At 67.1% G+C, this 23,228-nt stretch carries 24 protein-coding genes, 2 tRNA genes and 1 pseudogene; 10 read left to right on the plus strand and 17 right to left on the minus strand.

The window, feature by feature from the left end; genetic code table 11:
* Positions 1-45 precede the first annotated feature (45 nt).
* The gene (locus ACIRG5_RS12300) at positions 46-687 is read right to left on the minus strand and encodes an aminodeoxychorismate/anthranilate synthase component II (RefSeq protein WP_319976339.1); all 642 of its coding nucleotides are present in this window, start codon (positions 685-687) and stop codon (positions 46-48) included.
* Between the two features lie 77 nt (positions 688-764).
* Between ACIRG5_RS12300 and ACIRG5_RS12305 the strand changes: the two genes are divergently transcribed.
* Together ACIRG5_RS12305 and ACIRG5_RS12310 are read left to right on the plus strand one after the other, a co-directional pair.
* Positions 765-2,108, plus strand: a complete 1,344-nt coding sequence (locus ACIRG5_RS12305; RefSeq protein WP_402903954.1) for an FAD-dependent oxidoreductase — start codon at positions 765-767, stop codon at positions 2,106-2,108.
* 103 nt (positions 2,109-2,211) lie between these two features.
* A complete protein-coding gene (locus ACIRG5_RS12310; protein ID WP_402903957.1) occupies positions 2,212-2,667 on the plus strand; it encodes a hypothetical protein in 456 nt (151 codons plus the stop codon).
* On the opposite strand, the gene ACIRG5_RS12315 is transcribed toward ACIRG5_RS12310, so the two are convergent.
* Positions 2,654-2,809 (minus strand): hypothetical protein, encoded by a 156-nt coding sequence (locus tag ACIRG5_RS12315; protein ID WP_330271764.1) that lies wholly within the window; start codon positions 2,807-2,809, stop codon positions 2,654-2,656. The genes ACIRG5_RS12310 and ACIRG5_RS12315 overlap by 14 nt on opposite strands.
* Entirely contained in the window at positions 2,809-3,753 is a 945-nt protein-coding gene (locus tag ACIRG5_RS12320; protein ID WP_402903960.1) for a class E sortase, read from the minus strand. Before ACIRG5_RS12320 ends, ACIRG5_RS12315 begins: the two co-directional genes overlap by 1 nt.
* A gap of 452 nt (positions 3,754-4,205) precedes the next feature.
* Here ACIRG5_RS12320 and crgA point away from each other — a divergent pair, with 452 nt between their 5' ends.
* Complete coding sequence (gene crgA, locus ACIRG5_RS12325; protein ID WP_030465604.1) at positions 4,206-4,472, plus strand: cell division protein CrgA; 267 nt, start codon at positions 4,206-4,208, stop codon at positions 4,470-4,472.
* A gap of 233 nt (positions 4,473-4,705) precedes the next feature.
* Positions 4,706-5,101 carry a PH domain-containing protein gene (locus ACIRG5_RS12330; protein WP_319976342.1) on the plus strand — a complete coding sequence of 132 codons (396 nt, stop codon included), beginning with the start codon at positions 4,706-4,708 and terminating at the stop codon, positions 5,099-5,101.
* A gap of 7 nt (positions 5,102-5,108) precedes the next feature.
* On the opposite strand, the gene ACIRG5_RS12335 is transcribed toward ACIRG5_RS12330, so the two are convergent.
* Together ACIRG5_RS12335 and ACIRG5_RS12340 are read right to left on the minus strand one after the other, a co-directional pair.
* Positions 5,109-6,026 carry a rhomboid family intramembrane serine protease gene (locus tag ACIRG5_RS12335; protein WP_360047546.1) on the minus strand — a complete coding sequence of 306 codons (918 nt, stop codon included), beginning with the start codon at positions 6,024-6,026 and terminating at the stop codon, positions 5,109-5,111.
* Positions 6,023-6,571: a peptidylprolyl isomerase gene (locus ACIRG5_RS12340; RefSeq protein ID WP_319976344.1), complete on the minus strand. Its 549-nt coding sequence runs from the start codon at positions 6,569-6,571 to the stop codon at positions 6,023-6,025. Before ACIRG5_RS12340 ends, ACIRG5_RS12335 begins: the two co-directional genes overlap by 4 nt.
* A gap of 94 nt (positions 6,572-6,665) precedes the next feature.
* Here ACIRG5_RS12340 and ACIRG5_RS12345 point away from each other — a divergent pair, with 94 nt between their 5' ends.
* Complete coding sequence (locus tag ACIRG5_RS12345) at positions 6,666-7,232, plus strand: hypothetical protein (protein ID WP_402903964.1); 567 nt, start codon at positions 6,666-6,668, stop codon at positions 7,230-7,232.
* Positions 7,233-7,238: 6 nt separating this feature from the next.
* Here ACIRG5_RS12345 and ACIRG5_RS12350 read toward each other — a convergent pair whose 3' ends face one another.
* Positions 7,239-7,772, minus strand: coding sequence for a DUF2020 domain-containing protein (locus ACIRG5_RS12350; protein ID WP_402903966.1), 534 nt, complete (start codon positions 7,770-7,772; stop codon positions 7,239-7,241).
* Positions 7,773-7,879: 107 nt separating this feature from the next.
* Here ACIRG5_RS12350 and ACIRG5_RS12355 point away from each other — a divergent pair, with 107 nt between their 5' ends.
* Positions 7,880-8,272 (plus strand): DoxX family protein, encoded by a 393-nt coding sequence (locus ACIRG5_RS12355; protein ID WP_402903968.1) that lies wholly within the window; start codon positions 7,880-7,882, stop codon positions 8,270-8,272.
* 211 nt (positions 8,273-8,483) lie between these two features.
* Here ACIRG5_RS12355 and ACIRG5_RS12360 read toward each other — a convergent pair.
* From ACIRG5_RS12360 to dnaA, 11 genes and pseudogenes are all read right to left on the minus strand, one after another.
* A tRNA-Ala gene (locus ACIRG5_RS12360) sits at positions 8,484-8,556 on the minus strand.
* Positions 8,557-8,596: 40 nt separating this feature from the next.
* Positions 8,597-8,716: pseudogene (locus ACIRG5_RS12365) on the minus strand (DLW-39 family protein); the annotation flags it as partial.
* 136 nt (positions 8,717-8,852) lie between these two features.
* A tRNA-Ile gene (locus ACIRG5_RS12370) sits at positions 8,853-8,926 on the minus strand.
* Positions 8,927-9,000: 74 nt separating this feature from the next.
* Positions 9,001-10,029: a DUF3566 domain-containing protein gene (locus ACIRG5_RS12375; RefSeq protein WP_402903971.1), complete on the minus strand. Its 1,029-nt coding sequence runs from the start codon at positions 10,027-10,029 to the stop codon at positions 9,001-9,003.
* A 34-nt stretch (positions 10,030-10,063) separates the two neighbouring features.
* Positions 10,064-12,607, minus strand: coding sequence for a DNA gyrase subunit A (gene gyrA / locus ACIRG5_RS12380; protein ID WP_402903974.1), 2,544 nt, complete (start codon positions 12,605-12,607; stop codon positions 10,064-10,066).
* A gap of 49 nt (positions 12,608-12,656) precedes the next feature.
* Positions 12,657-14,627, minus strand: coding sequence for a DNA topoisomerase (ATP-hydrolyzing) subunit B (gene gyrB / locus ACIRG5_RS12385; RefSeq protein ID WP_402903977.1), 1,971 nt, complete (start codon positions 14,625-14,627; stop codon positions 12,657-12,659).
* A gap of 227 nt (positions 14,628-14,854) precedes the next feature.
* The gene (locus ACIRG5_RS12390) at positions 14,855-15,388 is read right to left on the minus strand and encodes a DUF721 domain-containing protein (protein WP_402903979.1); all 534 of its coding nucleotides are present in this window, start codon (positions 15,386-15,388) and stop codon (positions 14,855-14,857) included.
* A gap of 118 nt (positions 15,389-15,506) precedes the next feature.
* Positions 15,507-16,613 carry a DNA replication/repair protein RecF gene (gene recF / locus ACIRG5_RS12395; protein WP_402903982.1) on the minus strand — a complete coding sequence of 369 codons (1,107 nt, stop codon included), beginning with the start codon at positions 16,611-16,613 and terminating at the stop codon, positions 15,507-15,509.
* 3 nt (positions 16,614-16,616) lie between these two features.
* A complete protein-coding gene (gnd, locus tag ACIRG5_RS12400) occupies positions 16,617-17,531 on the minus strand; it encodes a phosphogluconate dehydrogenase (NAD(+)-dependent, decarboxylating) (protein WP_319976352.1) in 915 nt (304 codons plus the stop codon).
* 43 nt (positions 17,532-17,574) lie between these two features.
* On the minus strand, positions 17,575-18,699 hold the full coding sequence (gene dnaN, locus ACIRG5_RS12405; RefSeq protein ID WP_402903984.1) for a DNA polymerase III subunit beta: 1,125 nt from the start codon (positions 18,697-18,699) through the stop codon (positions 17,575-17,577).
* 782 nt (positions 18,700-19,481) lie between these two features.
* Positions 19,482-21,068, minus strand: a complete 1,587-nt coding sequence (gene dnaA, locus ACIRG5_RS12410) for a chromosomal replication initiator protein DnaA (RefSeq protein ID WP_402903987.1) — start codon at positions 21,066-21,068, stop codon at positions 19,482-19,484.
* Between the two features lie 348 nt (positions 21,069-21,416).
* On the opposite strand from dnaA, the gene rpmH reads away from it, so the two are divergent.
* The 4 genes from rpmH to yidC are packed head-to-tail and all read left to right on the plus strand — an operon-like array spanning position 21,417 to position 23,221.
* Positions 21,417-21,560 (plus strand): 50S ribosomal protein L34, encoded by a 144-nt coding sequence (rpmH, locus tag ACIRG5_RS12415; RefSeq protein WP_189157525.1) that lies wholly within the window; start codon positions 21,417-21,419, stop codon positions 21,558-21,560.
* Positions 21,561-21,586: 26 nt separating this feature from the next.
* Positions 21,587-21,928 (plus strand): ribonuclease P protein component, encoded by a 342-nt coding sequence (rnpA, locus tag ACIRG5_RS12420; protein ID WP_402903990.1) that lies wholly within the window; start codon positions 21,587-21,589, stop codon positions 21,926-21,928.
* Positions 21,925-22,182 (plus strand): membrane protein insertion efficiency factor YidD, encoded by a 258-nt coding sequence (gene yidD, locus ACIRG5_RS12425; protein WP_030465621.1) that lies wholly within the window; start codon positions 21,925-21,927, stop codon positions 22,180-22,182. The genes rnpA and yidD overlap by 4 nt, the downstream gene beginning before the upstream one ends.
* Before the next feature lie 4 nt (positions 22,183-22,186).
* Positions 22,187-23,221, plus strand: coding sequence for a membrane protein insertase YidC (yidC, locus tag ACIRG5_RS12430; RefSeq protein ID WP_402903993.1), 1,035 nt, complete (start codon positions 22,187-22,189; stop codon positions 23,219-23,221).
* The last annotated feature ends 7 nt before the right edge of the window (positions 23,222-23,228 follow it).

A 23,228-nucleotide genomic window follows, 5' to 3' on the forward strand; every position in this document is an offset into this window, starting at 1 on the left:
AGCACTTTCGGGGCGGCTTCCCTTCGGGGAGCCGCCCCTTTTGCTTTACAGGCGAGCGGCCGCGGCGAGCGTGCGCATGCCGTTCTCGAGCTGCGCGACCGTGGCTTCCGGAACCTCGAAGCCGCAGACCTTGAGCCAGTTGGCGAGCATCCGGTGGCCGCCGTCGGTCAGCACCGACTCGGGGTGGAACTGCACACCCTCGACCGGGAGTTCCTTGTGGCGCATGGCCATCACGATGCCGGTCTCGGTCTTGCCGGTGACCTCGAACTCCGCGGGGATCGTCTCCGGCAGCACCGTCAGCGAGTGGTAGCGGGTCGCGATGAACGGCTGCGGCACCCCGCCGAGAACACCCTTGCCCTCGTGGAAAACGATGCTCGTCTTGCCGTGCAACAACTCTGGCGCGCGGTCGACCGTGCCGCCCCACACCACGCCGATCGCCTGATGGCCGAGACACACGCCGAAGACGGGCTTGCCGATGTCGGCGCACTTCTTGATGACGTCGATGCTGGCGCCCGCGCGCTCCGGCGTACCGGGACCGGGACTGACGAGCACACCGTCGACCTCGTCGATCTCGTCGAGGTCCACCTCGTCGTTGCGCCGCACGACGCACTCGGCACCCAGCTGAGCCAGGTACTGGACGAGGTTGTAGACGAAGCTGTCGTAGTTGTCGACCACGAGCACGCGCATGAAGAGAGCCTAGTCGGTCGCGTCGAGTGAGTTAGCTCTCGTCCGCGAGCAGGTTAGGCTAACCTAAAATAGGTGTCATGAGTCGCCCCATGCGCGTCGCGGTCGTCGGCGCCGGACCGGCCGGCGTGTACGCCGCCGACATCCTGACCAAGTCCGACGTCGACGCGCAGATCGACCTGTTCGAAAAGCTGCCCGCGCCCTACGGCCTCGTCCGCTACGGCGTCGCACCGGACCACCCCCGCATCAAGGGCATCGTGGGCGCACTGCAGAAGGTGCTGGACCGTCCGTCGGTTCGCTTCTTCGGCAACGTCGAGTACGGCGTCGACATCAAGCTCGACGACCTGCGCCAGTTCTACGACGCCGTCATCTTCTCGACCGGCGCCTCCAGCGACCGCGCGATGGACGTCCCGGGCATCGACCTGCCGGGCAGCTACGGCGCCGCGGACTTCGTGTCCTGGTACGACGGCCACCCGGACGTCCCGCGCACCTGGCCGCTGACGGCCACCTCGGTAGCGGTGCTCGGCGTCGGCAACGTCGCCTTGGACGTCGCCCGCATCCTGGCCAAGACCGCCGACGAGCTGCTCGTGACGGAAATCCCCGCGAACGTCTACGAGGGCCTTGCCACCTCCCCGGTGACCGACGTGCACGTCTTCGGCCGCCGAGGCCCGGCACAAGCCAAGTTCACGCCGCTGGAACTGCGCGAACTGGACCACTCGCCGAATGTGGAGGTGATCGTCCACGCCGAGGGCATCGAGTTCGACGAGGCCTCGATGCACGCGATCAGGACCAACAAGCAGGTCGAAATGATCGTGAAGACCCTCCAGGAGTGGGCGATCCGCGACGTCGGCACCCGCCCTCGCCGCCTGCACCTGCACTTCCTCGAAGCGCCGGTGGAGGTGCTCGGCACGTCCTGCGTCACGGGCCTGCGCACCGAAACCCAGGAACTGACCGGCGACGGCAACGTCCGAGGCACCGGCGCCTACACCGACTGGGACGTCCAGGCCGTGTACCGCGCGGTCGGCTACCTCTCGACGCACCTCGCCGACATTCCGTTCGACCACGTCTCAGGCACGATCCCCCACCAGTCCGGCCGCGTGCTCGACCTCGACGAGGTGCCGATCCCCGGCGTCTACACGACCGGCTGGATCAAGCGCGGCCCGATCGGCCTCATCGGCCACACCAAAGGCGACGCCCTGGAGACCATCACCAGCCTCCTCGAAGACGCCCCTGGGTTGCCCCTCGCCTCCTCGCCCGAACCGGATTCGGTGGTCGAGTTCCTGGCGCAGCGCGGCGTGCCGTTCGTGACCAACGAGGGCTGGAGCAGGCTCGACGCGCACGAGATCGCCCTGGGCGCGGCGCACGGCCGTGAACGCGTGAAGGTCGTGTCGCGCGAGGAGATGACCTCGATCTCGAACGGCTGAGAACTTGAACGACTGACGGCCGTTCCCCGATGAAGCCGCCATCGCGTGTGGGCGCGGTGGCGGTTTCACCAATTTCGGTCGCGCCCGCACGGACACTGGGCGAGTGAGCCCTGACCCGCGCGACCGCCTGCTGCGCCTCAACCTGGACCACGCCGACGGCACCATCGACCCGGAACGGGTCGTGTGGCTCGCGTGCGACCTGTTGATCGCCGGTCTGGACTCCCCGACGCTGCGAGAACTCGCCGGTGAGTCGCCTGCCCGCCTGGAGCAGAGGGATGCCGACGCACTGGTCAGGCAGGTGCTGGTCGAACTCGGCGTCACGCTGATGACCGAAGAGGAAGCCGACTGGTACCTCGGCCGCGAGACCGCCCGCAAGATCCTCGCCGGTGCACCTCGCGCCGAGTGGAAGAACAAGACCTGGCGCATCACCACGAGGGTGAACGACGAGAACGACGGGGTCTACGCCGCGTTCAACACCTACGAGTACGACCCGGAGCCGTTCCGCGGCTACGTGCGGGAGTACCTGCGGCTTGCCGACGAGCGGCTCACTGAGTGGTGACGTTGTTGAACGGCAGTTTCGGTTCCGCCCACGGGAACACCACGAACATCAGCAGCCCGATGATGCCGACGACCAGCACGACGGCCTCGATCACTCGCAGGAACAGCGGGCCCGGCAGGTGCCGCCAGATCCAGCCGTACATCAGCCCTCCGTCATCTCGGGCGGCACGAAGCCGTCGGCCACCGGGTAGCTCTTGGTCTCGATGGCGTGCACGATCAGGCGCTGCTTGTCGGAGAAGCGCGGGTGGCAGGTCGTGAGGGTGAGCAGGCGGGCCTGTTTGTCGGCCGGGACCGCGGCGCCCACCTGGTGCGGGATCGGGGCGATGACCTCGCCCTGGGTCGGGACGACGATCTCCTGGCCGACGGTCTTGGAGTAGGCGTCGCCCAGCGTCGTGGAGAGTGGTGCCACGCCGGTGCAGGCGGCTTCCTTCGCCTTCGGGTTCGTGGCCCAGCCGGCTACCTCGCTGCTCATCGGCAGCACGCGGTAGACGAACCACTGGGTCTGGGTCTGGACGACCACCGCGTTGCAGGATTCGAGCAGGTCCAGGTCGTTGAACGGCGCGCCCTTGCCGACGCGGTGGCCGGCGATGGAGAAGTTGCCTGCCTCGCCGGGCTGGGCGGTGTCCTTGTAGTGGCCAGGGCCGATTTCGAGGTGCTTGTCGGTGGTGCCCTCGACCACGGAGAACTTCCAGTCGTTGCCGAAGACCGGGATGTACATCTTCGCGAAGGCCTTGCCCTCGATGAGGTTGAGCTTCGACTGGCGGTTCGGGTCGGCGGGCGGGGGTGTGACGACGTTCGAGTTCCATTCGGAGTCGAGCGCGGCGGTCGCGTCCTGCTGCTTCTCCGCGGAGAGCAGGTCGGTCACGTAGACCTCGTAGACGACGAACAGCAGGACGATCAGGCCCATCGTGATGAGGGCTTCGCCGACACCGCGCACCGTTTTGCGCGCCATGCTGTCCGGCGGCAACTCGTCCTTGGCCGCGGGCTCGTTGTCGAAGTACTCGTCATCGTCGTAGTCGTCGTAATCGTCCTCGACGCGCGGGATCACCTCGGTGGGCAGATCGACCGGGCGGGGACGCGGCGGCATCGGGCGCGGAGGCATGCCCCGCGGTGGCGTTCCAGGCGGTGCAGGCGGCGTTCCGGGCGGCGGACCGGGACGGCCCGGCACCGGGATTCCGCGCACGGGAGTGCCCGGCGGCGGGGTCCACGGAGGCGGTCCCTGACGGTGCTGCGTCTGGCCGTTCGGAGGCAGGCTTCCGGAGAAAGCGCTGGTGAACTGCGTTGCTTCCGGCGGAGGCAGCGGGTGGGGAGCTGGGGTGGCCCGCGGGTGCTGAAGGTCATCACGACGGGGTGCAGGACGCCGTGGTGGCGGCTGCTGCGGTCCCGAGTTCACCTGAGAACCTCCGCGCGCACTGTGAACTGAAAACAACTGCGTCTACAAGGATGGTTCGCTGACCACCGCCGCTACGTTAACGTGTCTACTGAGTAGTGCACGTAAACTCGCGTCACTCACGGATATCCACGTCAGGCGAGGACAGCATGCCCAAGTCGAAGGTCCGGAAGAAGGCGGTCTACACCGCACCCACTGACCGCCGCACGCCGGTCAAGGTCAAGGCAGCGGGGCCGTCTCACCCGGTCTACGTCGTTGTCATGCTCGGCTTCATGCTGCTGGGCCTCGCGTGGCTGGTCGTCAACTACATCGCCGCCGAGAAGATCCCGTTCATGCTCGAGCTGGGCGCGTGGAACTTCGCGATCGGCTTCGCGCTGATGATCATCGGCCTGCTGATGACGATGCGCTGGCGCTAGGCGCCCGCAGCTCACTGTTCGTACTGGTCGGCCCGGACGTAACACGTCCGGGCCGACCTTTGTTCGCGTCACGTTCACCGGGTTCATCCGAGCGTCACCGAAGCACACAGTTGTAAGTCATCCCCATTGGGGACAAGTCCTGTGGACAACTTTGCACCAAAATGCACAAGCGACGGTTTTCCCTCATGCGGACCCGTTCAGTTGTCCACATTTCATGCGGGACACTCGACAGTGTGACTCGTACCTGGTCCACTCCCGCCCCGCTGGTCGCCGTCGCGTGGGTGGTCGCCCTCGCCCTTGCCGTCGCGGCGCTGACGGTCGACGACAACGCGGGCCGTCTCCTCATCGGACTGGCAACGCTGCTGGTCACCTACCTCGCGGCGTTCGCGACGATCGCGCGGCCGAGGCTCACCGCGGACGTCGACGGCCTGGCCGTGCGCGGGTTCGCGAGCACGACGCGGCTGCCGTGGCACGAGGTGAAGGTCAAGCTGCAGACCACCCGCCGGCTCGGCAGGGAACAGCAGACGTTGGAACTCGACGCCGACGACCGTCTCGTGGTGCTCACGAGAGTGGACCTCGGCGCCGATCCCGAAGAAGTCGCCGGAGTGCTCCACGCACTGCGGCCGTGAATCGGTTCTAGCGACACGTCCTGGCGTACTCCAGGACGAGTTCGGCCGCCGTGTCGAGTTCGGCGGCGCGCAACGCGAACATGCCGCCGAGCAACAGCAGCGCCACCGCGACCGCACCGATCTGGTACAGGTTGCGGTTCTTCTGCGGCGCTTTGACCATCGCGAGCGTCAGCAGGCCGCCGATGACGAACCCGCCCAGGTGCCCGAGCAGCGAGGCGTTGGTGAAGAGGTTCGACACCAGGTTGATCCCGACGATCACGACGATCGTCGAGATGTCCCGCTTCTGCCGCTTGAACACGATCAGCAAGGCGCCCATCAGGCCGAACACCGCGCCGGACGCGCCGGCGAGCTGCTGGCAGACGGTGCCGAAGTAGAACGCCGCCGCACTGCCGCCGAGCAGCGACAGGAAGTAGACGGCGCTGTACCGCAGCTTGCCCAGCTCCTGCTCGACGACAGGCCCCACCACGAAGAGCGCGGCCATGTTGAGAGCGAGGTGGATCAGGCCGAAGTGCATGAAGCCCGAGGTGAGGATGCGCCACCACTCACCGTTGGCGGTGAGCTCCGGGATCATCGACGTCGCCGTGAACAGCCCTGCGCGCTGGTTGTTCATCGGGCTGCCGGACTGGAAGACCGTGACGACGTACGCCAGCACGTTGAGCGCGATCATCACCTGCGTGATGATCGGCCGGCCGGTCGAGACCACCGCGCCCGCGGACGTGCGGGCTTGGCGGACCGTGCGGGCGCCTTCGTTCACGCAGTCGACGCACTGCATGCCGACTGAGGCGTCGCGCAGACATTCCGGGCACGCCGGACGGTCGCACCTGGTGCAGCGCAGCCGGGTGGGCCGATCGGAATGACGTGCGCAGACCGGGGTCTCCGGCTGCGCTCCGATCGGCCCGTCCGGTGGCACGGGGGCGTTGCTCACGCGCGTTCGATCGTGATCCGCTCGATCTTGATGTCGTTGACCGGACGGTCGCCCGCACCGGTCGTGGTGTTGCCGATCGCGTCGACGACGTCGCGCGACTCCTGGTCCGCGACCTCACCGAAGATCGTGTGCTTGAAGTTCAGCCACGTCGTCGGCGCCACGGTCACGAAGAACTGCGAGCCGTTGGTGTTGGGCCCGGCGTTCGCCATCGCGAGCAGGTAGGGCTTGTTGAACTGGAGTTCGGGGTGAAACTCGTCGCCGAAGCGGTAGCCGGGGCCACCGCGGCCGGTGCCGGTCGGGTCGCCGGTCTGGAGCATGAAGCCCGCGATGACGCGGTGGAACAGGGTGCCGTCGTAGAACGGACCCGACTTCGTGCCACTCGCGTTCGCCTCGGTGTAGGTCTTCGTGCCCTCGGCGAGAGTCACGAAGTTCGCCACCGTCTTGGGGGCGTGGTCGGGGAACAGGTTGATGCGGATGTCGCCCTGCGTGGTGTGCAGAGTCGCCGTCACCTTGGTCCCGACAAAGGATTCGTTGCTGTCAGCCACCACCCCATCGTGCCATCCACGGGCGGCGATGTTCAGAAAGGGGCACGATGGGTACCTCTATGACATCACCGGACGACAACGTGTGGAGCACAGGATGGACGAGGTGGACGTCATGACCCGCGCCGGCGAGAACGTTGGCAAGGCTGTCGGCACCAGCCTGAAGGCCGCGCGTCAGGGTGTCGTTCGCGCTGGTCACGCGGCCGAGGCCAAGCTCGCTGACCGCGGCATCACCGCTGACCAGGTTCGCGGCGCACTCGTCGAGCGGGCCGACACGCTCATGGGCAAGGCCGAGGACTGGGAGAAGCAGACTCGTCGCTCTCGCAAGCGCCTCGCCAAGAAGAGCGCGAAGACTCGCGCCGACCTCATGGGCAAGGCCGAGGTCGTGCGCAAGGAAGTGAAGAAAGCAGCCAAGGGCGCCCGCAAGGACGCCAAGGTGCGCGCCAAGGAGATCCGCAAGGCCGCGGCCCAGCTCGGTGCGGACGCACCGAAGCGGCGCCGCTGGCCGTGGGTGCTCGGTCTCCTGGTCGCGGCCGCGGCGGCCGGCTACGTCGCGCTGACGCGCAGGCCGCAGGAGGTCCACCTGCAGGACGAGGAGCAGGCCCCGCACGCGGAGCCCGTCCTCAACGGGCAGGTGCCCTCGCAGAAGGAGCCGGTCAAGTAGTTCGAATCAGAGCTTGAGGCCCTTGATCGCCTCTTCGGCGATGCGGCGGGCCTTGATGGACTGCTTCTGATTGCTCGTGACGACCACAGCGGCGTCGCTCTTCGCTACGGCGTAGACGACGCCGCTGTCGTTGTTCACGTACCCTCCGGTCCAGCCGGTGGGCGAGTTCGCGGGCTGTGAACCGTCCGGCGCCGCTTCGTTCACGATGAGCTTGGCAACTTTTTCGTCACCCACGTACACGCGCACGGTCAACTGAATCTCAGTTGCGTTCGCGTAAAAGAAACACGCTGGGTGAGGCTCGTCCGTTGACAGTTTCACTCTGGGTACAAGCTGTCCGTTGGCCTGCGCGACGAAACTGGTCGCCAGGTACGGGCAGGTGCCATCGTTCGCGGGCTTGGGCGCGGGCGGCACCGTCGCAGCCGCGCTGGTCGTGGCGGGGGCCTGCTGGTTCTGGGGCGCGGGCACCGGCTTGCTGGGGACGACATCGGGGCCACAGGCGGCGAGCAGGCCGAGCAGGGGCAGCAACAGTGCTCGTTTCATAGGGGCAACAGTCAACCAGATACCTAAAGCGCCTTGAGCGGGACACTCTAAATTGGTCCATACCTTTTGTGCCCCTGCCCCTGCCCCGCCTTGGAAGGACACCGCTCATGGAGTTCCTGGAGCAACGACGAGAGCACGCTGTCGCACTCTTCCGCATCGTCATCGGACTGTTCTTCGTGTTTCACGGGGTGCAGAAGCTGTCCAAGGGAGTCGAGCTGCTGTCCTGGCCCGCCGGCCCGATGGCTCTCATCGAACTGATCGGTGGCGGCCTGATCCTCATCGGCCTGTGGACCCGCTGGGCGGCGCTGCTCAGCTCCGGCGCCATGGCCTACGCCTACTTCGTGGTGCACCAGCCGCAGGGACTGCTGCCGATCGAGAACGGCGGCGAGCTCGCGGCCGTCTACTCGTGGGCGTTCCTGTTGCTGGCGTTCACAGGTGCCGGCGCCTGGAGCATCGACACGCTTCGCAAGTCGCCGAAGAAGTCACTCACCGCAGCGTGACGTGATGCGCGGAACGCACTGATGCCCCGTTCGCAACGACGCGAGCGGGGCTTCTGCGTCACCACCGAGCAGTCGCCTGATGGGCCGCCGAGACGGCTGGGGGTCCGGGGGCTTGCCCCCGGCATGGGGTTTGGGGGCTCGGCCCCCAAAAAACACTTCGGGCCGAGGAGGTCTGCGCTTTCTGCAGACACTCCTCGGCCCGAGGAACGAATGGAGACGAGGGGAATCGAACCCCTAACCCCCGCCTTGCAAAGGCGGTGCTCTGCCAATTGAGCTACGTCCCCAAGTCTGGGGGCGGCGAACCGCCCGTCAGAGCAAAGATCAGTCGGTGGGAGCGGTGGCCTCGCGCCACAGGTCCGCGTCGGCCTTCGCCGAACGGCTGCGCTTAACGAAGAACAGGACCGCACCGGCGACCACGACGAGTGCGATGATCTTCTTAGCCACTCTGAACCCCTCCAAAGACAGTTATGCCCCGACTACCGGACCAGCCTACAGGCTTCTTGGGTCTTCGGCCGGGGCTCCGGAACTCAACGTCCGGACAGAATCGAGATAGTGATTCGAGAGAAGTTTTCGAATCGAGTGGGCCTAGGAGGACTTGAACCTCCGACCTCTTCATTATCAGTGAAGCGCTCTAACCGCCTGAGCTATAGGCCCTCGATCAAACTGTCACCCCTCGGGGCGACGAGGAGAACCTTACAGGATCGTCCTCGCCGCTCCCAAATCGGGGGTCACTCACGCTCGGAGAGCGTCAACTCCAAGCCACCGGCCAGATCCGCGGACACGTTGTAGACGAACGCACCCACGGTTGCGAGGGCCGTGAACAGCACGATGTTGACCGCGCCGATGATCGCCGAGACGCCGAACACGCGACCGGCACTGATCAGCGGTTCGCCCGGCTCGTTGGCCTGGAGCAGGTCGTTCGCGGTGCTGTTGATCTTGTCCCAGACGCCCATGCCGTGCAGGACGCCGTAGAGCACACCGACTGCCACGAGCCAGACGAAGAACAACGCGACGCCGAGCACCAGGGCCAGCTTGAGCACCGACCACGGGTCGACGCGCTTCACCTGGAGCGAGGCGCGGCGCGGGCCGCGGCCGGGACGGCGGGCCGACGGGCTGGACGCCGCGGGGCGGGCGCTGTTGCCCATGTTCACCGACGTGCGGCTGCTGCCCAGGCCCACCGGCACGGCCGAGCCGGTGACCACGGGCTTCTGCACCTTGACGGTGTCCGGGTCGGTGACCGGGAAGGCCGGCGACGGTTCCGTGGCCGACGGAGTGGGCGGCGCGGACGGAGCCACGTACGTCTCCGTCGCGTCGTGCTGGGTGGCCTCCGTGTCGTTCGTCACTCGCTGCCAGGGCGGCGGTGCCGAGACGACGACCGGCTCGTCGGCGACGGGCGCGGCCGGAGCCGCGGGTGCCGCGGTGCCGAGCGAGACCGTCTTCTCCTCTGCCGGAGCAGCCGGTGCGGGAGCCGGGGCCGGGGTCGCGGCGGCCGGGGCGGGAGCCGGAGCAGGAGTGGCGGCCGGTGCGGCCGGCTTCTCCTGAGCCTTCTCCTTGGCGGGTGCGGCGGGGGTGGCGGCCTCGGCCGCCTTCTCCGCCGACACCGGCTTGGTCTTGTCCTGCGCGTTTCCACCCGAGGAACCGGAGGCCGCCGGGGCGGTCGAGTCCGACTTCTTCTCCGCAGATTTCTGGGGAGTCGGTTTGGTGATCACCGCGGTCTTGTCCGCGTCCCGACCTTCGCGGTTCTCGGGTGGAGTCACGAGCTTGTCCTTGACCTCTCGCTAGCGATTCCGACTACTCAGCCGAGTCGGTGGGGGTGGCTGCCTGGTCGGCGGCAGAATCCTCCGCAGCAGACGCTTCACTGATAGTGACGTCGCTGGGCTCATCCGCGTTGCGTGCGACGGCGATCAAAGTGGTGCTCTCGCCGAGGTTCATCAGCCGCACGCCCTTCGTCTGCCGTCCAGCCTTGCGCACCTGCTCGGCTCGGGTCCGGATGACCCCGCCCGTCGAGGTGATGGCGTAGAGCTCGTCGTCGACGTCGACGATGAGCGCGCCCACCAGCCTGCCACGTCGGCGGTCGTGCTGAATGGTCAGCACACCCTTGCCGCCACGGCCCTGGACCGGGTAGTCCTCGATCGGCGTTCGCTTCGAGTACCCACCGTCCGTCGCGACCAAAACGAACAGGCCCTCCTGGACGACGCCGACGGAAAGCAGCTCGTCATCGGCGTTGAACCGCATGCCCTGCACACCTGACGTGGCGCGACCCATGGGGCGCAGCACGTCGTCGGTCGCGTGGAAGCGGATCGACTGGCCATCGGCGGAGACCATGAGCAGGTCGTCGTCGGCCGAGCAGAGCACCGCTCCGACCAGCTCGTCGTCCTCGCGCAGGTTGATGCCGATAAGTCCACCCGATCGGTTGGAATCGAAGTCGGAGAGCTTCGACTTCTTCACCAGACCCTTGCGAGTGGCGAGCACCAGGTACGGCGACACGAGGTAGTTCGGGATCTGGATGACCTGCGCGATCTCCTCCTCCGGCTGGAACGCGAGGAGGTTCGCGACGTGCTGGCCGCGGGCGTTGCGGTTCGCCTCAGGCAGTTCGTACGCCTTCGTGCGGTACACACGGCCCTTGTTCGTGAAGAACAGGATCCAGTCGTGCGTCGAGCACACGAAGAAGTGCGCGACGATGTCGTCCTGCTTGAGTTGCGCGCCCTGAACGCCCTTGCCGCCGCGCTTCTGCGCCCGGTAGAGGTCGGTCTTGGTGCGCTTCGCGTAGCCGGTGCGCGTGATCGTGACGACCACGTCCTCGACCGCGATCAGATCCTCCATGGACACGTCGCCGTCGAACGGGATGATCTCCGTGCGCCGGTCGTCGCCGTACTTGTCCACAATGGCCATGAGCTCGTCGCGCACGATGGCGCGCTGCCGCTCCGGCTTCTCGAGGATGTCCTTGAGGTCCGCGATCTCGATCTCGATCTCGGCCAACTGGTCGATGATCTTCTGGCGCTCCAGGGCGGCCAGGCGGCGCAGCTGCATCTCCAGGATCGCGTTCGCCTGGATCTCGTCGACGCCGAGCAGCTCCATCAGGCCCGTGCGCGCGATGTCCGGCGTCTGCGACCGGCGGATCAGCGCGATGACCTCGTCGAGGTGGTCGAGCGCCTTGACCAGGCCGCGCAACACGTGCGCGCGCTCCTCGGCCTTGCGCAGGCGGAACCTGGTCCGCCGGACGATGACCTCGATCTGGTGCTTCACGTAGTGGCGGATCATCTGGTCGAGCCGCAGGGTGCGCGGCACGCCGTCGACCAGCGCCAGCATGTTCACGCCGAACGAGTACTGCAGCTGGGTGTGCTTGTAGAGGTTGTTCAGCACGACCTTCGCCACCGCGTCGCGCTTGAGCGTGACCACGATGCGCATGCCGCGACGGCTGTTCGACTCGTCCGCGATGTTCGAGATGCCGGTGAGCTTCGCGTCGCGCACGAGCGCGGCGATGTTCTCGACGAGGTTGTCCGGGTTGACCTGGTACGGCAGCTCGGTGACGACCAGGATCGTGCGGCCCTTGGCGTCCTCGTCGACCTCGATGACCGCGCGCATCTTCACCGAGCCGCGACCGGTGCGGTACGCGTCCTGGATGCCCGAGTTGCCGAGGATCTGGCCGTGCGTCGGGAAGTCCGGGCCCTTGATCCGCTCCATCACGGCCTCGAGGGTCTCCTCGTCGGAGGCCTCCCAGTTGTCCAGTGCCCACACCACGCCCGACGCGACCTCGCGAAGGTTGTGCGGCGGGATGTTCGTCGCCATGCCGACCGCGATGCCCGAGCTGCCGTTGATCAGCAGGTTGGGGATGCGGGACGGCAGGACCGTCGGCTCCTGGATGCGGCCGTCGTAGTTGTCGCGGAAGTCGACGGTCTCTTCCTCGATGTCCGCGAGCATCTGCATGGCCAGCGGGGTGAGGCGGCACTCGGTGTAGCGCATCGCGGCGGCCGGGTCGTTGCCCGGTGAGCCGAAGTTGCCCTGCCCGTCGATCAACGGGTAGCGCATGGCCCACGGCTGGGCGAGCCGCACGAGCGCGTCGTAGATCGACGAGTCGCCGTGCGGGTGGTAGTTGCCCATCACGTCGCCGACGACACGGGCGCACTTGTTGTAGCCGCGGTCCGGCCGGAACCCCGAGTCGAACATCGAGTAGAGGACGCGGATGTGGACGGGCTTGAGTCCGTCACGCACGTCCGGCAGTGCTCGGCCGACGATGACGCTCATCGCGTACGCGATGTAGGAGTTCTGCATCTCCTGCTGGATGTCGACCGGCTCGGTGCGGTCGTGCTCCGGCGGAAGGGTCGTCTCAGTCACGGTTCTTCTTTCCTCTTCGCCAGCCGTGGATGTCTAGAAGGGACCGGACTCAGACGTCCAGGAACTTCACGTCCTTGGCGTTACGCGTGATGAACGAGCGGCGCGCCTCGACGTCCTCACCCATGAGCACGCTGAACAGCTCGTCCGCGGTGGCGGCGTCGTCCATGGTGACCTGGAGGAGCACCCGGTTCGCGGGGTCCATCGTGGTCTCCCACAGCTCCGCGGCGTTCATCTCGCCGAGACCCTTGTAGCGCTGGATGTTGTCGTCCTTGCCGAGCTTCTTGCCGGCGGCGAGGCCTTCCTTGATCAGGCCGTCGCGCTCGCGGTCGGAGTACGCGTACTCCGGCTCGATCCGCTGCCACTTGATCTTGTAGAGCGGCGGCTGGGCGAGGTAGACGTGCCCGTGTTCGAGGAGCGGCTGCATGAAGCGGAACAGCAGCGTGAGCAGCAGCGTGCGGATGTGCTGGCCGTCGACGTCGGCGTCGGCCATCAGGATGATCTTGTGATAGCGCAGCTTCGACAGGTCGAACTCGTCGTGGATGCTCGTGCCCAGAGCGGTGATCATGCTCTGGACCTCGTTGTTCTTCAGCACGCGGTCGATGCGCGCCTTCTCCACGTTGATGATCTTGCCGCGGATCGGCAGGATGGCCTGGTACATGGAGTCCCGGCCTTCCTTGGCCGAGCCGCCCGCGGAGTCGCCCTCGACGACGTAGAGCTCGCACTCCTCCGGGTTGGTGGAGCGGCAGTCCTTCAGCTTGCCGGGCAGGCCGCCGATGTCGAGCGCGCCCTTGCGACGGACCAGTTCACGGGCCTTGCGCGCGGCCATGCGGGCCTGCGCCGACGAGACCGCCTTGCTGACGATCGTCTTCGCCTCGTTGGGGTGCCGCTCGAACCAGTCGGCCAGGTGCTCGTTCGTCGACTTCTGCACGAACGACTTGGCCTCGCTGTTGCCCAGCTTGGTCTTCGTCTGGCCCTCGAACTGGGGCTCCTTCAACTTCACCGAGATGATCGCGGCGAGACCCTCGCGGATGTCGTCACCGGTGAGGTTGGTGTCCTTCTCCTTGAGCAGCTTCTTCTCGCGCGCGTACTCGTTGACGACACGCGTCAACGCGGCGCGGAAGCCCTCTTCGTGCGTGCCGCCCTCGTGCGTGTTGATCGTGTTCGCGAAGGTGTAGACCGAGGCCGTGTAGCCGGTGTTCCACTGCATCGCGACCTCGACCTCGAGGTCCTCGCCCTTCGCCTCGAACGCGATGACCTTCTGGTGCACCGCTTCGCGCGTGTGGTTGATGTGGCGGACGAAGTCCTCCAGACCACCCGGGTAGTGGTAGACACGTTCCTTCACCGCGGCCTGGTGGCCCTCGGCGTCGGCTACCTCGTCCTCCTCCGAGACCCGCTCGTCGCGCAGGATGATGGTGATCCCCTTGTTGAGGAACGCCATTTCCTGCAGGCGGCGCGCGATCGTCTCGACGTTGTACGTCGTGGTCTCGAAGATCTCCGGGTCGGCCCAGAACGTGGTCGTGGTGCCGGTCTCGTCGGTCGCCTCCCCCTGGCGCAGCTCGTGCGCGGGCTTGGAGGCCTCGTAGCGCTGGGTCCAGACGTGACCCTGGCGCCTGATCTCGAGGTCGACGGCGGTGGACAGCGCGTTCACCACGGAGATGCCGACGCCGTGCAGACCGCCGGACACCGCGTAGGAGTCGCTGTCGAACTTGCCGCCCGCGTGCAGCTTGGTCATGACGACCTCGACGGTCGGCACGTTCTCGACCGGGTGCATGTCGATCGGGATGCCACGACCGTCGTCGATCACCCGGACGCCGCCGTTGGCCAGCAGGGTGACGTCGACCTTCGTCGCGAAGCCGGCCATCGCCTCGTCGACGGAGTTGTCCACAACCTCCTGGACCAGGTGGTGCAGACCGCGCTCGCCGGTCGAGCCGATGTACATGCCCGGCCTCTTGCGCACGGCCTCGAGGCCTTCGAGGACGGTGATCGAGGACGCGCCGTACTCATTCTTCTTAGCTGACACGGGCCTGGAGTCTCCTCGCTGATGCGGGCAGAACCCGCACGGTGATGGGTGACGCTTCTGTGATTCTACCGGTGCACCCCGACAGAACGGGGCCAAGGACACCTTTGATTCGGTCACAGAGCGCCTCAAGCGCCATCAGACGGGTCAGGACCGCTGAAACGGGGGTTCAAATCCGCAGGTGAACGCTCATTGAGCCGCAGAATCGCCGCTGAGCCCTTGACAGGACCTCACCCGTAGGTGTCACGCGGACCGCGCCCAGGCGCGTGCCTGGGGCCGTGTCGCCAGCTTGGCGCGTCCGGTCCCTTGATCTTGAGTCGTTTGACGACGCCGTTGCCGACACCCGCGGCGATCCGCTTGATCAGCTCGCGCTGCAGAAGGCGCAGCTGAGTGGCCCACGCCGTCGACGACGCCTGGACCGTCAGTTCCCCGTCACTGAGCGCGATCGGTTTCGCGTGCTCGGCGACTTCCTCGCCCACCAATTTTGCCCAACGACCGAAGACCTGGCCACCCTGCAGTTGCGCGACCCAGCCGCGGTCCGCCGCGATCCTGGACGCGATCCGCCCGAGCGGCTGGGGGTCGCGGTCGTCCGGCCCCGCACCCGACCAGCGACGCCGGCGACGGTCGGCCGGACGGCCCTTCGACTTGCTCCCCGGCACCCGTCCGCGGGCCTTCGCACTCGCCTTCGCCGCCTCCAGGGCGGCCCTCGCGAGGTCGGACCCCTTCAGTGACTCACCCTCAGGTGTGAATGAATCTGTGGACAAGTCCGGATTTGTGACGGAGTTATCCACACCATCCACAGACTTGTCCCCAGATGTGTGGGCGGACACACCCGATCGAGCTACATGTGGGGGCTTTGAACCCCCTGAGTCAGTCTCCGAGTCAGACACGTCGCACCTCCCCGCCGTGGACCTCGAACCGGGCCCCGGTCAGCTCGTCCGGAACGTCCTCCGCCACCGCCGCGGTGATCAGCACCTGCTCGGCGGCGGCCGCCACCTTGGCCAGCTGCCGACGCCGGCCGCGGTCGAGTTCCGCGAAGACATCGTCCAGCACGAGCACCGGTTCGATGCCGTCGACACGCATCAGTTCGTACCCGCCGAGCCGCAGGGCGAGCGCGAAAGACCATGACTCTCCGTGACTGGCGTAGCCCTTCGCGGGGAGTTCACCGAGCGTCAGGTCGAGATCGTCCCGGTGGGGACCGACGAGACACACGCCGCGTTCGATCTCCTGCTTCCGCACCCGGTCGAGCTCGGCCAGCAGCAGATCCTCGATGCTCTCCCTGTCCTCCGGGATCTCACCGACGCTCGACCGGTACGAGATGAGCGCCGGTCGTGACTCCGGAGCGACCTCCGCGTAGGCCGAGGTCACGTGGTCCTTCATGTCGCGGACCAGCTTCAACCGCGCGGCCAGCAGCTCCGCGCCGTGCTTGGCGAGATGCCCGTCCCAGACGTCGAGCGTCGAGAGGTCCGCCGATCGGGAGTGCTTCACCGTCTTCAACAACGCGCTGCGCTGCTTGAGGACACGGTCGTAGTCGCTGCGAACACCGGCGTACCGGGGCGCGCGCAACACCAGCATCTCGTCGAGGAACCGCCGCCGGTCGCTCGGATCGCCCCTCACAAGAGAGAGGTCCTCCGGCGCGAACAACACGGTCCGCAGAATCCCGAGCACGTCACGCGGTCGCGGCACCGGTCCCCGGTTGATCCGCGCCCGGTTCGACTTGCCGGCCGTGATCTCCAGTTCGACGAGCAGCTCGCGGTCTTCGTTGACCACGGCCGTGCGCACCACGGCGCGCTGGGCGCCGTGCCGGATCAGCGGTGCGTCGCTGGACACGCGGTGCGAACCCAGCGTCGCCACGTACCCGATCGCCTCGACCAGGTTCGTCTTGCCCTGGCCGTTGCGCCCGACGAGCACCGACGCGCCGGGCTCGAGCTCCAGGTCGGCGAGCTCCCAGGAACGGAAGTCGCTGACCTGGAGGTGTCTGACGTGCACTCGCTAGGCCTGAGTGCTGCCCGCGCCGGACGACGGACCGGCGAGGTGCACCGAGTGACCGCCGAACTGGTTGCGCAGCGCGGCGACGGCACGCATCGCCGGCGAGTCCTCCTGGCGTGACTGGAACCGCGCGAAGAGCGCGGCGGAGATCACCGGGAGCGGCACCGCGTTGTTGATGCCCTCCTCGACGGTCCACCGGCCCTCGCCCGAGTCCTCGACGTAACCGCGCAGGTCGTCGAGTTCGGGGTCGGACTCCAACGCGCGCACGAGCAGGTCGAGAAGCCACGACCGCACAACGGTTCCGCGCTGCCACGCCGTGATGACCGCGGGCACGTTGTCGACGACGTCGGTCTTGTCGAGCAGTTCGAAGCCCTCGGCGTACGCCTGCATCAGGCCGTACTCGATGCCGTTGTGCACCATCTTCGAGTAGTGGCCGGCGCCGACCTTGCCCGCGTGCGCGAAACCTTCTTCGCGCGGACCCTCCGGACGCAACGCGTCGAAGATCGGCTGGGCCTGCTCGACGTGCTTGGCGTCGCCGCCGACCATCAGCGCGTAGCCGTTGTCGAGGCCCCACACACCACCGGACACGCCGCAGTCGAGGTAGCCGATCTCCTTCTCCGCCAGCAGGTCCGCGTGGATCCGGTCGTCGGTGAACTTGGAGTTGCCGCCGTCGACGACGAGGTCGCCGGGCGCCAGCAGCTCGGAAAGCTCCTTCACCGTGTCACGGGTGATCTCGCCCGCGGGCACCATGACCCACACGACGCGCGGCGCTTCGAGCTTGGACACCATGTCCGCCAACGACTCCGAGTCGCTGACCTCCGGGTTGCGGTCGTAGCCGATCACCTCGTGACCGGCCCGGCGCACCCGCTCGCGCATGTTGAAACCCATCTTGCCGAGGCCGACGAGTCCGAGCTGCACGGTGTTCTCCCCTACGTTCTTCTGTTACCCGGTAAGGGTTTTCTCAGCCGGGAAGGCGAACGGGCATGAGCAGGTACAGATAGCCCGGCGCCACGTTCCCATCCTCGTCCACCGGCTTCAGCAGCGCCGGTCGGCTGGGTGTGGTGAAGGACAAGTGGACTTTCTGCGTGCGGACGGCCCCGAGTCCGTCGAGCAGGTAGCCCGGGTTGAACGCGATGGTGACGGCGTCGCCGGTGTACTCGACCGGAAGTTCTTCCTCGGCCGAACCTTCGTCGTCGCCGCCGGCGGACAGGCGCAGGCCGCCGTCCACGAACTCGAGGCGCACCTGCGTACCGCGCTCGGCGACGAGCGACACGCGCTTGATCGCCTGCTGCAGCGCGTCGATGTCGATGATCGCCGCGGCCGAGTGCTCTGAGGGCAGCAACTGGCGGTACTTCGGGAAGTCCGCGTCGAGCAGGCGGGTGGTCGTCCGCTTGCCGGAACCGGACAGACCGAGCAGTCCGTCGTTGGCCGCGAGGGACATCTCGACCTTGCCGCCGTTCGAGCCGAGCGTCTTGGCCGCGTCGCCGAGGGTGCGGGCGGGAACGAGAACCGCGACCTCACCGAGCGCCTCGTCCGGCTCCCACGGGAACTCGCGCATCGCCAGGCGGAACCGGTCGGTGGCGACGAGGGTCAGCTTGCCCTCGCCGATCTCGACGCGGACGCCGGTCAGCATCGGCAGCGTGTCGTCCTTGCCGGCCGCGACGGCGACCTGGCTCACGGCCTCACCGAAGATCTCGCCGGGAAGCTCACCGATCAACTGCGGCATCGACGGCAGGGCCGGGTAGTCCTCGACCGGCATCGTCGGGAGGCTGAACCTGGCACTGCCGCAGCTGATCATCATCCGAGAGCCGTCGACCGCGATCTCGACGGGGTGGTTCGGCAGCGCCTTGGTGATGTCGGCGAGAAGACGCCCGGAGACCAGAGCACGGCCACCGTCGGCGATCGTCGCGGGAACACCGACCTGTGCCGAGACCTCGTAGTCGAACCCGGAGACCGTCAGCGAGTCGTCCGACTCCGCGTCGAGCAGCACGCCGCCCAGCACGGGAACCGGTGGACGGGACGGAAGGCTGCGAGCGACCCAGGCGACTGCGTCGGCCAGGCCGTCGCGTTCGACGCGGATCTTCATGAGGCGTCCTTTCCTCGACAGTCGACAAGCCCAACCACGACAACGTGCCAGTGGGGGTTAGGGAGCCTCGACCTCGGCTGACCGAGCTGACCGAGGTGCGGAGCAACAACGTTAGAGCGTCCTGGCCCTTCCCGTCACTTCGGGGTTCGGCACCGATCCCCGGGAACCATCCACCGCTGTTTTGCTTTTGAGTTCTCTCTAGAAGAGATCAAACAGCAGTAACAGTAAGGGTTGTGGATTGTGGGGACAGCCGTTAAACCTGCAGGTCAAGGTGTCACCCACCATGTGGACTAAGGGGGGATGGCACCCGGGGACAGATCGGCGCACCCGGGGACAGCCAGTTGTGCACAGCTCTCGATCCACAGATCGTCCACAGTTGTCCCCGGGTGCGTCCCCGGGTGCGGGCCAGTTGTACCCGGGTGTTCAACAGGCTTCTGTGGCCAGATCGTGGCCGGGGCCACAGACTTTTCCAGTTGTCCCCACCCCTTCGAGTGCCGGGGGCGAACAGAAAGCCTCGGCGGGCGGCCGATCGGCCCGCGTCTACCCGGGTACGTGTGCGGCGCGTGGTGGTGGTTGGAGCCGCACGCACTGATGCAGTCCCATCACTTCGCTGAAGCCGTCCCCGGGTGTTGGCCGTCGAGCGGCAGCCGCGTACCCGGGTGCTCGCCATCGCGTCCGCTCGTCGCGTCCCCAGGCGCAGGGGTCCGTTCGCCCGCTCCGCCGCGGCGAACGAAAAAGGGGCCCTCCGCGATGGAGGACCCCTTCGATGCCACCCGGGTGGATCAGGGAGCGTGGCGAGCGCGCTGCTTGATCCGGGACGTCAGTTCCTGCACCTGGTCGTAGATCCGCCGGCGCTCTGCCATCTCCTTGCGGATCTTCTTGTCCGCGTGCATGACCGTCGTGTGGTCGCGGCCGCCGAACGTCTGACCGATCTTCGGCAGCGACAGGTCCGTCAGTTCGCGGCACAGGTACATGGAGATCTGCCGTGCCTGCGCGAGCGCCTTCGTCTTGCCGGGGCCGCACAGGTCGTCGATCGACACACCGAAGAACTCGGCGGTGACCGCCATGATCATCGGTGCGGTGATCTCCGGCGCGTGCGAGTCCGGGATCAGATCGCGCAGCACGATCTCGGCGAGCTGGATGTCGACCGGCTGGCGGTTGAGCGACGCGAACGCCGTGACGCGGATGAGCGCGCCTTCGAGCTCGCGGATGTTGCGTTCTATGCGGGAGGCGATGAACTCCAGCACGTCGGCCGGGGCCGCGAGCCGGTCCTGGGCCGCCTTCTTGCGGAGGATCGCGATCCGGGTCTCCAGCTCGGGCGGCTGGATGTCCGTGATCAGGCCCCACTCGAACCGCGTGCGCAGGCGGTCTTCCAGCGTCTCCAGCCGCTTGGGCGGCCGGTCGCTCGACACCACGATCTGCTTGTTCGTGTTGTGGAGCGTGTTGAACGTGTGGAAGAACTCCTCCTGCGTACCTTCCTTGCCCTCCAGGAACTGGATGTCGTCGACGAGAAGAACGTCGATGTCCCGGTAGCGGCGCTGGAAGGCGACCTTGCGGTCGTCACGCAGCGAGTTGATGAAGTCGTTGGTGAACTCCTCGGTTGACACGTACCTCACGCGCATGCCGGGGAACAGGCGCTGGGCGTAGTGCCCGACGGCGTGCAGCAGGTGCGTCTTGCCGAGGCCGCTCTCGCCCCAGATGAAGAGCGGGTTGTACGCACGGGCCGGAGCCTCGGCCACCGCGACCGCCGCGGCGTGCGCGAACCGGTTCGAGGCGCCGATGACGAACGTGTCGAAGTTGTACTTCTCGTTCAGGCGCGTCTGCGACGGCGACGGGTTCGCGGGCCGGGTGTACGGGAGGTTCCCGTTCGGCGTCGCGCCGCCCGCCGCGCTGGCGGTGTTGAAGGTGGGCCAGATCTCGGTGACGGCGGCGAGCGCGTCGCCGGCTTCGTCGACCTCTTCCTCGGCGCCGTCGACGTTGGTCGGCTCGTCCGCGAGGCCGGGCGTGTCGCCGTGGGGAACGCCCTGGATCCCCGGCATCGGCGCCACCTGCTGGATCGCCTGGACCGGGATCGGCGTGGTCGGCGGGCTCACGGGACTGACGGGTTCCGGCGAGTCCACCTTCACCGCGAGGGAGACAGTGCGGCCCAGCCTGCGGGAGAGCGCCGCGGTGATCGGGTCGCGCAGTGCGCGTTCGATCGCCTCTTTCGCGAAGTCGCTGGGGGCCGCGAGCAGTGCCGTTCCATCCAGCAAACCGATCGGACGGGTGACCCTCATCCACGCGCGCTGCTGAGGGGACAGGTGGCTCGTAGCCAGTTCCTGCACTACCTCGGCCCACACGAGACCAAGATCGACCTGCTGGTTCGACACTCCGCGCTCCCCTCCCCTCCACCGGAGCCCAAGACTCCACATGTGGACACGGAGGATAGAGGTATCCACAGAGTTATCCACAACTGTGCACTAAAAGGTGCGTTGTGTTGCCGGTCAGGCGGCGGCTCCCACGCCAACCCCGGCACGCGCGAAGGACGAACGGTAACAAGGCTCGGCACGCCTCACAAGACGTGGCCCAGGGCACCCCGATTTGGTTGCCGCACCCGGGCATGCGTACCCTCGTACGAGTCTCCCGCTTGCGACGGGCGCCTTTCGCGCGCCTACGTCCACTGTCGTCGGGGACAACCACACAGGCTTTGTCAGCAGTGAAGCACCGGGAGACCGACCGTGAGCAAGGGTAAGCGCACCTTCCAGCCCAACAACCGCCGCCGCGCGAAGACGCACGGCTTCCGGCTGCGCATGCGGACCCGCGCCGGCCGCGCCATTCTGGCTGCGCGCCGCAGCAAGGGCCGTGACACGCTGTCCGCCTGACAGCGGCTGGTAAGCGCAGCGTCGTCGTGCTACCACCGGCCGCCCGGCTCACCCGCAGCCAGGACTTCGGCCTGGTGGTCCGCCGAGGCCGCCGCGCCGGACGGCCCCGGTTGGTCGTCCACGTCTTGAAGCCCGACGTGCCCACCTTGGATTCGTCCAAGGTGGGCTTCGTCGTGAGCAAGGCCGTGGGCAACTCGGTGGTTCGCCACCGTGTCTACAGACGTCTGCGTCACGTCGTGCGCCCGGCACTGGCTGAACTGCCGCCGGGAACTCTCGTCGTGGTGCGCGCGTTGGCTCCAGCAGCCGAAGCGTCGAGTTCCGAGCTCGCCGCTGATTTCTCTTCCGCCCTGCGCAAGGTGCTGCGATGACCACGTTGCCCGCGAAGGTCGCGCTGCTGCCGGTGCACTTCTACCGGCGGTTCATCTCACCGCTGCTGCCGCCGACCTGTCGCTTCTACCCGAGCTGCAGCGCTTACGCGGTGGAGGCGTTGACCGTCCACGGTGCGCTGCGCGGAACCTGGCTGACCATCCGCCGGTTGCTGCGCTGCGGACCCTGGCACCCTGGAGGCCTGGACCCCGTTCCGCCGAGGCGGCAGGTCCCCGACGTATCCACCGAGGAGTAGCTCCGTGCTCAACTTCATCTACTACCCGGTGTCCTTCATCTTGTGGTGTTGGCACTGGGTGTTCGGCAAAGTCTTCGGTGAGTCGAGCGGCTTCGCCTGGGCCCTGGCCGTCATCTTCCTGGTCTTCACCCTCCGCGCCATCCTCTTCAAGCCGTTCGTCGGCCAGGTGCGCTCCATGCGAAAGATGCAGGAGTTCGCGCCGGAGATGCAGAAGATCAAGAAGAAGTTCCCGAACGACCGCCAGCGCCAGGCGCAGGAGATGCAGAAGCTCCAGTCCGAGCACGGCGTCAACCCGCTCGGCGGCTGCCTGCCCATGCTGGTGCAGATCCCGGTGTTCATCGGTCTGTTCCACGTGCTGCGCTCGTTCAAGCCCGGCTGGGGCGAGGTCTACTTCTTCGACAAGCAGGGCGTCGACTCGTTCGTCAACGCCAAGCTCTTCGGCACGAACCTCTCGACGTTCATCACGATGCCGGCCGACCAGCTCGCGACGTACGGCACGGAGCGCCTGAACGTCATCCTGCTGTCGGTGCCGCTGATGATCGTGGCGTCCATCGCGACCCACTTCACGGCCCGTCACTCGGTGGCCCGTCAGAACGCGTCGGCACTGGACAACCCGCAGACCGCCATCATGAACAAGCTGACGCTCTGGGTCTTCCCCCTGGGCGTCCTCGCCGGCGGCTTCTTCTTCCCGGTCGCGATCCTGCTGTACTGGCTGTCCAACAACGCGTGGACCCTCGGCCAGCAGCACTTCGTGTACAAGCGCATCGACTCCGAGGAAGAGGAGAAGAAGGCGACGGTCGTCGAGACCCGCCAGGCCCTCGCCCCGAAGCCGGGTGTGAAGCCGGTGAACCCGAAGAAGCCCGCACCGGGAGCCAAGCCGGCCAACGGCGCCAAGCGCATGCCGACCGCGGGCCCGAGCGGCCCCTCCCCGTCGGCGTCGTCGGAGACCGCCGCCAACGGCAACTCCAACACCGAGATCCCCGGCCTGACCCCAGGCCGATCCACCAGCAAGAAGCCGGGCAGCAAGAAGCGCCGCTGATTTCGGG

It is taken from the genome of Lentzea sp. NPDC102401, assembly GCF_044765805.1.
GTDB classification, from domain to species: domain Bacteria; phylum Actinomycetota; class Actinomycetes; order Mycobacteriales; family Pseudonocardiaceae; genus Lentzea; species Lentzea sokolovensis.

Coding starts and splice junctions, on each gene's coding strand:
- ACIRG5_RS12300 (WP_319976339.1), bottom strand. CDS start 687: ATGCGCGTGCTCGTGGTCGACAACTACGACAGCTTCGTCTACAACCTC.
- ACIRG5_RS12305 (WP_402903954.1), top strand. CDS start 765: ATGAGTCGCCCCATGCGCGTCGCGGTCGTCGGCGCCGGACCGGCCGGC.
- ACIRG5_RS12315 (WP_330271764.1), bottom strand. CDS start 2,809: ATGTACGGCTGGATCTGGCGGCACCTGCCGGGCCCGCTGTTCCTGCGA.
- ACIRG5_RS12320 (WP_402903960.1), bottom strand. CDS start 3,753: ATGCCGCCGCGTCCCCGCCCGGTCGATCTGCCCACCGAGGTGATCCCG.
- crgA (WP_030465604.1), top strand. CDS start 4,206: ATGCCCAAGTCGAAGGTCCGGAAGAAGGCGGTCTACACCGCACCCACT.
- ACIRG5_RS12345 (WP_402903964.1), top strand. CDS start 6,666: ATGGACGAGGTGGACGTCATGACCCGCGCCGGCGAGAACGTTGGCAAG.
- ACIRG5_RS12350 (WP_402903966.1), bottom strand. CDS start 7,772: ATGAAACGAGCACTGTTGCTGCCCCTGCTCGGCCTGCTCGCCGCCTGT.
- ACIRG5_RS12355 (WP_402903968.1), top strand. CDS start 7,880: ATGGAGTTCCTGGAGCAACGACGAGAGCACGCTGTCGCACTCTTCCGC.
- dnaN (WP_402903984.1), bottom strand. CDS start 18,699: ATGAAGATCCGCGTCGAACGCGACGGCCTGGCCGACGCAGTCGCCTGG.
- yidD (WP_030465621.1), top strand. CDS start 21,925: ATGACCACGTTGCCCGCGAAGGTCGCGCTGCTGCCGGTGCACTTCTAC.